The sequence below is a fragment of the Phycicoccus sp. Soil803 genome (assembly GCF_001429685.1).
GTDB lineage: Bacteria > Actinomycetota > Actinomycetes > Actinomycetales > Dermatophilaceae > Pedococcus.
In genome coordinates, this window is record NZ_LMST01000001.1 from 1929896 (window position 1) to 1936219 (window position 6324).

Sequence of the window (6324 nt, forward strand, 5' to 3'; positions counted from 1 at the left end):
AGGGGTGAGCGACGCCCCGCAGGACCAGCCCCCGTCCCCGACCGAGGTGCGCCTCTTCGGCGACGTCGGCATGCCGTGGCGGCCGGTGTCACCCAAGCTCGCCACGGCCCGGCTGCTCGTCCTCTCCGTGTTCCTGGTGCCGCTCCTGCTGGTGCTGCTGGGACTGGCAGCCTTCGTGTGGAAGGGCTTCTGGGTCGGCGCCCTCGTCGTCGCGGCCGCGCTCGCCTTCGGCGCCTGGCTGATCCGTCGCCAGGTCCCGGCGATCACGTGGGCCGAAGGGGCCGAGGAGCTGGTGGTCCGGCGCGGCCGGATGTTCCGCACCCTGGTCAGCGTCCCGTACGGCCGGCTCCAGTTCGTCGACGTGCAGTCCGGTCCGCTGGAGCGCCGGTTCGACATGGCGACGGTCGAGCTGCACACCGCCTCGCCCCAGAGCGGTGGCCAGATCCCGGGGCTGCCCACAGCCGAGGCCGAGGCGCTGCGCGAGCGGCTCGCCGCCCGAGGCGAGTCGCAGCGAGCCGGTCTGTGAGCACCGCGGCCCCCGGAGCGGCTGGACCCNNNACGCCGGGGAGTGGCGCCACCTGCACCCGCTCTCGCCCTTGCTCAAGGGTGGGATCGCCTTCCTGGCAGTGCTGGCGTACATCGTGTCGCAGCAGGCGGACTCGTTGTTCGGCGCCGATCGCGACGACCCCACCCAGGGGCACCTCGGACTCGCGGCCCTCGGGGTCGTCGTGGTCCTGCTCGCCATCATCGCGGGGGCGTGGGTGTCGTGGCGGTTCTCGCGGTTCCGGGTCGCCGACACGCTGATCGAGCTGCGCACCGGCGTCCTCTTCCGGCAGCACCGACAGGTCCGGTTCGACCGGATCCAGGCCGTCGACCTCGGGCGTCCACTGCTCGCCCGCCTGACCGGGCTGTCCGAGGTCGTGGTCCAGTCGGCGGGTGGCAAGGACTCCCACCTCAAGCTCTCGTTCCTCACCGACGCGCAGGCCCAGCAGGTGCGCGAGCAGCTGATGGCGCTGGCCGGTCGCAGCGACGAGGCGGCCGGCGCGTGGGCTTCGGCCGCCGACGAGGACGCGGGCCACGTCCGCGCCGACGCGTCGGGCCTCACCGAGGCGGACTACGCCGACCTGCCGGCACCCGCCCCCGTCGGCGACCGGGTCCTGGCCATCCCCAACTCGCGCATCCTCCAGTCGGTCCTCTACAGCGGTCCCGGCCTGGCCATCGTGGTCGCCGTGCCCGCGCTGGTGGTCTCGGTGGCGCTCGGGGTGCCGGAGATGGTGGCCTGGCTCGGGCCGATGACGCTGGCGATCGGCAGCGCCCACCTCAAGCGGCTCACCCAGGAGTGCAACTTCGAGCTCGTGCACCAGGGCGACCGGCTCCGGATCCGGCACGGCCTGACCGACCTGCGCACGACGACCGTGCCGATCCACCGCATCCAGGCGGTCGAGGTCAGCCAGTCGCTGCCCTGGCGGCTCACCGGCTGGTGGCGCATCCAGGTCAACGTCGCCGGCGCGGGCACCGGTGACGCCGAGACCCAGACCGTCCTCATGCCGGTGGGCAACCGCGAGGAGGCCCTGCGCGTGCTCACGCTGGTGCACCCCGGCATCCCTCGCGATGCGGCCCTGGCTGCGCTGGAAGGGGCCGGCACGGCGCACGGCTTCGTCACCTCGACCGCGCGGGCTCGCCGCCTCGACCCCCTCAGCTGGGGCCGCCAGGGGTATGCCGTGCTGCCCGACGGCCTGCTGACCCGCCGCGGCGCGTGGTACCGCGCGGCGCAGTTCGTGCCGCACGCCCGGATCCAGTCGCTGAGGCTCGAGCAGGGGCCGGTGCAACGGCGCAGGGGCGTGGCCACCGTCCGCCTCGTCTCCACGGTCGGTCCGGTGTCACCGGCCGTCGCCCACCTGGACGAGACCGACGCGGTCCGGCTGCTCAACGAGCAGGTGGTGCGCTCGAGCCGCGCCCGGCAGCGGGCCTAGCGGGCCTCGAACCGGACGACCAGTGCCTTGGCCACCGGGGTGTTGGAGCGCAGCGCGACGTGGTCGGCCGACATGAGCACGTTGGTCTCCGGGTAGTAGGCGGCGGCACAGTCGGCCGCCGTGGGGTAGGCGACGAGGGTGAAGCCCTCGGCCCGCCGGTCGACGCCCTCGAACTCGCTCACCACGTCGACCACCTGACCGGCGTGGAACCCCAGCCGGTGCAGGTCGTCGGGGTTCACCAGCACGACCCGGCGGTTGCCGGAGATGCCGCGGTAGCGGTCGGCGTGGCCGTAGATCGTGGTGTTGAACTGGTCGTGGCTGCGGATCGTCTGCAGCAGGAGCCGCCCCTCGGGGACCTCGAGCAGGGGGACGCTCCCGGCGAGGAACTCCGCCTTGCCGCTCGGGGTGTCGAACTCACGCAGGTCGCGCGGCTTGTGGGGGAGCAGGAACCCGCCCGGCTCGCGGACCCGGTCGTTGTAGTCGGCGAAGTTCGGGACGACGCGCGAGATGTGGTCGCGGACGAGGTCGTTGTCCTCGCCGAGGGCCCGCCAGTCGATCGTCCCGACGCCGGGCACGATGCGGTGGGCGAGGCCGGCGACGATCGCCACCTCGGACCGGCAGTGCTCCGAGGGCGGGTCGAGCCGCCCTCGCGAGAGGTGCACCTGTCCCTGGGAGTCCTCGACCGTGACGCCCTGGTCACCCTTGGGGGTCGAGTCGCGGTCGGTGCGACCCAGGCACGGCAGGATCAGCGCCTCGGTGCCGGTGACGGTGTGCGAGCGGTTCAGCTTGGTGGAGACGTGCACCGTCAGGTCGCAGGCGCGCAGGCCCGCGTGGACGACCGGGGTGTCGGGCGTGGCCATCGCGAAGTTGCCGCCCATGCCGAAGAACACCCGCACCGACTTGTCGCGCAGCCGCTGGACCGTGGCCGTCGCATCGACGCCGTGCCCGGTCGGAGGGGTGAAGCCGAACTCGGCCCCGAGCGCGTCGAGGAACGACTGGGGCATCTGCTCCCAGATCCCCATCGTGCGGTCGCCCTGCACGTTCGAGTGGCCGCGGACCGGGCACGGTCCCGCGCCATCCTTGCCGATGTTGCCCTGGAGCAACAGGACGTTGACGATCTCCTGGATCGTCATGACGGCGTGCACGTGCTGGGTCAGGCCCATCGCCCAGCAGACCACGGTGGCCCTCGACTCGGTGAAGCGCCGGGCCAGCGCCTCGATCTCCGGGCGCTGGAGCCCGGTCGCGAGCTCCGTTGCGTCCCAGTCGATCTCGCGCACCGCATCGACATACGCGTCGTAGCCCGCCGTGTGGGCCTCGACGAACGCGCGGTCGACGACGGTGCCGGGGGCCGCCTCCTCGGCTGCGACCAGCAGGTGACCCACGGCGCGGAACAGCGCGTGGTCACCGCCGAGGCGGATCTGCAGGTGGTCGTCGGCGAGCGCGGTGCCCGCGCCGACCAGGCCGCGCGGGGTCTGGGGGTTCTTGAACCGGATCAGCCCGGCCTCGGGCAGCGGGTTGACGGCCACGATGACCGCGCCGTTCTCCTTCGCCCGCTCCAGGTGGGTCAGCATGCGCGGGGCGTTCGTGCCGGGGTTCTGCCCGGCGATGACGATCAGCTCGGCCTGCTCCAGCGACTCGAGCGTCACCGCGCCCTTGCCAATGCCGATCTGCTCGCTCATCGCGGTGCCGGAGGACTCGTGGCACATGTTGGAGCAGTCGGGCAGGTTGTTGGTGCCGTAGGCCCGGACCATCAGCTGGTAGAGGAACGCGGCCTCGTTGCTGGTGCGCCCGGAGGTGTAGAAGACGGAGTCGTCGGGGGACGGCAGGGCGCGCAGGTGGCGGGCCATGATCGAGTTCGCCTCGTCCCAGGACACCGGCTCGTAGTGGGTCCCGCCGGCGCGCAGGTGCATGGGCTCGGTGAGCCGACCCTGCTGTCCGAGCCACCACTCGCTCTGCTCGTCGAGGTCGGCCACCGAGTGCTTGGCGAAGAAGTCGCGGTCGACCCGTCGCTTGGTGGCCTCCCACGCGACCGCCTTGGCCCCGGACTCGCAGAACTCCGCGACGTGGCGGTGGCCGGCCTCCGGGTCGGGCCACGCACAGGACGGGCAGTCGAAGCCGTGGTCCTGGTTGAGCCGGCCGAAGACGCGCGCGGTGCGCGGCAGCCCCATCTGCTCGATGCCGTGGCGGAAGGAGTTGGCCACGGCCGGCAGCCCGGCCGCCCACTGCTTGGGCTCGTGGGCGTCGACCGCACCGGTCGGGTCGACGACGCTCAGGGCGTCGGGAGCGGTCTCGGGATCCCCGGCGGAACGGTGCTGGTCAGCCATGGTTCCGACCCTAACCCCGGCGACAACCCGGTCCACGCGGTGGGACTGTGCCGTCCATGCAGGGGCCTGTGCTTGTCCACACGGTGGAATAGGGTGCCTATTCCGGCGACTCGGTTGAAAATCCCGGCCCAACCCGATGGACTTACCCGCAACTGACCGCTTCGAGGGGATGGAGAAGGGTGTGACCACGCCAGCGCAATCTGCGCTGCAGACATCGGTGGGCCGACTTGGCTTCACCGCCGGACAGGTGATCCAGGAGTTCGGCTACGACTCCGACGTCGACGACGACTTCCGCTTCGCCATCGAGGACCAGACCGGCACCGACCTCGAGGACGAGGACTACCAGGACGTCGCCGACTCGTCACTGATCTGGTGGCGCAAGGACGACGGAGACCTCGTCGACGCGGTCGTCGACGCCCTGACCAACCTCGGCGACGGTGGCTCGGTCGTCGTCCTGACCCTCAAGGCCGGTCGCCGCGGCCACGTCGAGGCGAGCGACATCGAGGAGGCTGCGACCACCGCTGGCCTGCACACCTCGGGCACCGTCAACGCCTGCGACGACTGGACCGCGACCAAGCTGGTCGCACCCAAGACCGGACGGCGTTGACCTCGCTGGCAGACTGCCGACCATGACGTCACCGATCGCAGTGGGCACCCCGGCCCCGGACTTCAGCCTCAGGGACCAGAACGGCCAGGAGTTCTCGCTGGCCGAGTTCCGTGGCACCAAGAACGTCGTCCTGGTCTTCTACCCGTTCGCCTTCTCGGGCATCTGCACGGGCGAGCTCTGCGAGATCCGCGACGACCTCGGGGGGTTCGTCGGCGATGACGTGCAGGTGCTCGCGGCCTCGTGCGACCACATGTTCAGCCAGCGTGCGTGGGCCGACAAGGAGGGCTACTTCTTCCCCCTCCTGTCCGACTACTGGCCGCACGGAGCGGTCGCCCGGCAGTACGGCATCTTCAACGAGCAGGCCGGCGCCGCGCTGCGCGGCACCTTCCTCATCGACACCGAGGGCATCGTGCGGTGGAGCCTGGTCAACGAGATCGGTCAGGCCCGCGACTTCACCGGCTACCACGCCGCCCTGGCTGAGCTGCGCGGCTGACACCCGGCAACGACTGGACGCGGCGGACGCGGCGACCTGACAGAATGACGCCGCTGTCCGATCGTGGCGTGTCCCGCGACGTGACGACACGGGGCCTGTAGCTCAGTTGGTAGAGCGCCACGTTTACACCGTGGATGTCGTCGGTTCGAGCCCGGCCGGGCCCACATGCAGACCACCCTCGCCGAGGTCGTCCGGGTGCTCGACCACCTCTACCCACCGTCGACCGCCCAGTCCTGGGACCAGGTCGGGCTGGTGGCCGGTGACCTCAGCCAACCCGTCCGCCGGATCCACTTCGCGGTGGACCCGACGCTCGCGGTCGTCGAGGAGGCGCGAGCCCTCGGGGCCGACCTGGTGGTGACGCACCACCCGTTGCTGCTGCGCGGCATACACAGCGTGGCGACGACCGGCGCCAAGGGCGCCACGGTCACCGCGCTCGTGGTCAACGACCTCGCGCTCTATGTCGCGCACACGAACGCCGACGTCGCCCAGCCGGGCGTCAACGACGCGCTGGCGCAGGNCCGGCTGAACCCACCCGTCACGCTGGCCGAGTTCACCGCCTCGCTGTATGCCGCCCTGCCGCCCTCCCCGGGCGGGCTCCGGGTCGCCGGGCCACCCGACGCCCGCGTGGAACGCATCGCCGTGATGGGAGGCGCGGGCGACGACCTGTTCGACCACGTCCGGGCCAGCCGGGCCGATGTCTACGTCACGGCCGACCTGCGGCACCACCCCGTCCTCGAGGCGCGGGAGGAGGCCCGGGGCGGCCCGCCCTACATCGTCGATGCCGGCCACTGGGCGACCGAGTCGCTGTGGCTGGCCGGCGCCGCGGAGCGGGTGCGGGCGGCGATTGCGGCGACCGGCGACGGCACCTCTAAGGTGGAGACCCACATCTCAACACTGCGCACCGACCCGTGGGACTTCGTGGTCGGA

At 71.8% G+C, this 6324-nt stretch carries 6 protein-coding genes, 1 tRNA gene and 1 pseudogene; 7 read left to right on the forward strand and 1 reads right to left on the reverse strand.

Annotated features, from left to right (window positions below):
* Window positions 1-4: 4 nt before the first annotated feature.
* Together ASG95_RS08860 and ASG95_RS22365 are read left to right on the forward strand one after the other, a co-directional pair.
* The gene (locus tag ASG95_RS08860; RefSeq protein WP_235543650.1) at window positions 5-526 is read left to right on the forward strand and encodes a PH domain-containing protein; all 522 of its coding nucleotides are present in this window, start codon (window positions 5-7) and stop codon (window positions 524-526) included.
* 235 nt (window positions 527-761) lie between these two features.
* Window positions 762-1973, forward strand: a complete 1212-nt coding sequence (locus ASG95_RS22365) for a PH domain-containing protein (protein WP_369820405.1) — start codon at window positions 762-764, stop codon at window positions 1971-1973.
* On the opposite strand, the gene ASG95_RS08870 is transcribed toward ASG95_RS22365, so the two are convergent.
* Window positions 1970-4297 carry an FdhF/YdeP family oxidoreductase gene (locus tag ASG95_RS08870; RefSeq protein ID WP_057377233.1) on the reverse strand — a complete coding sequence of 776 codons (2328 nt, stop codon included), beginning with the start codon at window positions 4295-4297 and terminating at the stop codon, window positions 1970-1972. The genes ASG95_RS22365 and ASG95_RS08870 overlap by 4 nt on opposite strands.
* Before the next feature lie 181 nt (window positions 4298-4478).
* On the opposite strand from ASG95_RS08870, the gene ASG95_RS08875 reads away from it, so the two are divergent.
* The 5 genes and pseudogenes from ASG95_RS08875 to ASG95_RS22375 all read left to right on the forward strand — a co-directional run.
* Window positions 4479-4904 carry a DUF3052 domain-containing protein gene (locus ASG95_RS08875; RefSeq protein WP_235543652.1) on the forward strand — a complete coding sequence of 142 codons (426 nt, stop codon included), beginning with the start codon at window positions 4479-4481 and terminating at the stop codon, window positions 4902-4904.
* Window positions 4905-4926: 22 nt separating this feature from the next.
* Complete coding sequence (locus tag ASG95_RS08880; protein ID WP_056923439.1) at window positions 4927-5397, forward strand: peroxiredoxin; 471 nt, start codon at window positions 4927-4929, stop codon at window positions 5395-5397.
* A gap of 91 nt (window positions 5398-5488) precedes the next feature.
* Window positions 5489-5561 (forward strand) — tRNA-Val (locus ASG95_RS08885).
* 1 nt (window position 5562) lies between these two features.
* Window positions 5563-5914, forward strand: a 352-nt coding sequence (locus ASG95_RS22370) for a Nif3-like dinuclear metal center hexameric protein (protein WP_369820368.1), incomplete at its 3' end; no start/stop codon positions are given.
* Between the two features lies 1 nt (window position 5915).
* Window positions 5916-6324: pseudogene (locus ASG95_RS22375) on the forward strand (Nif3-like dinuclear metal center hexameric protein); the annotation flags it as partial.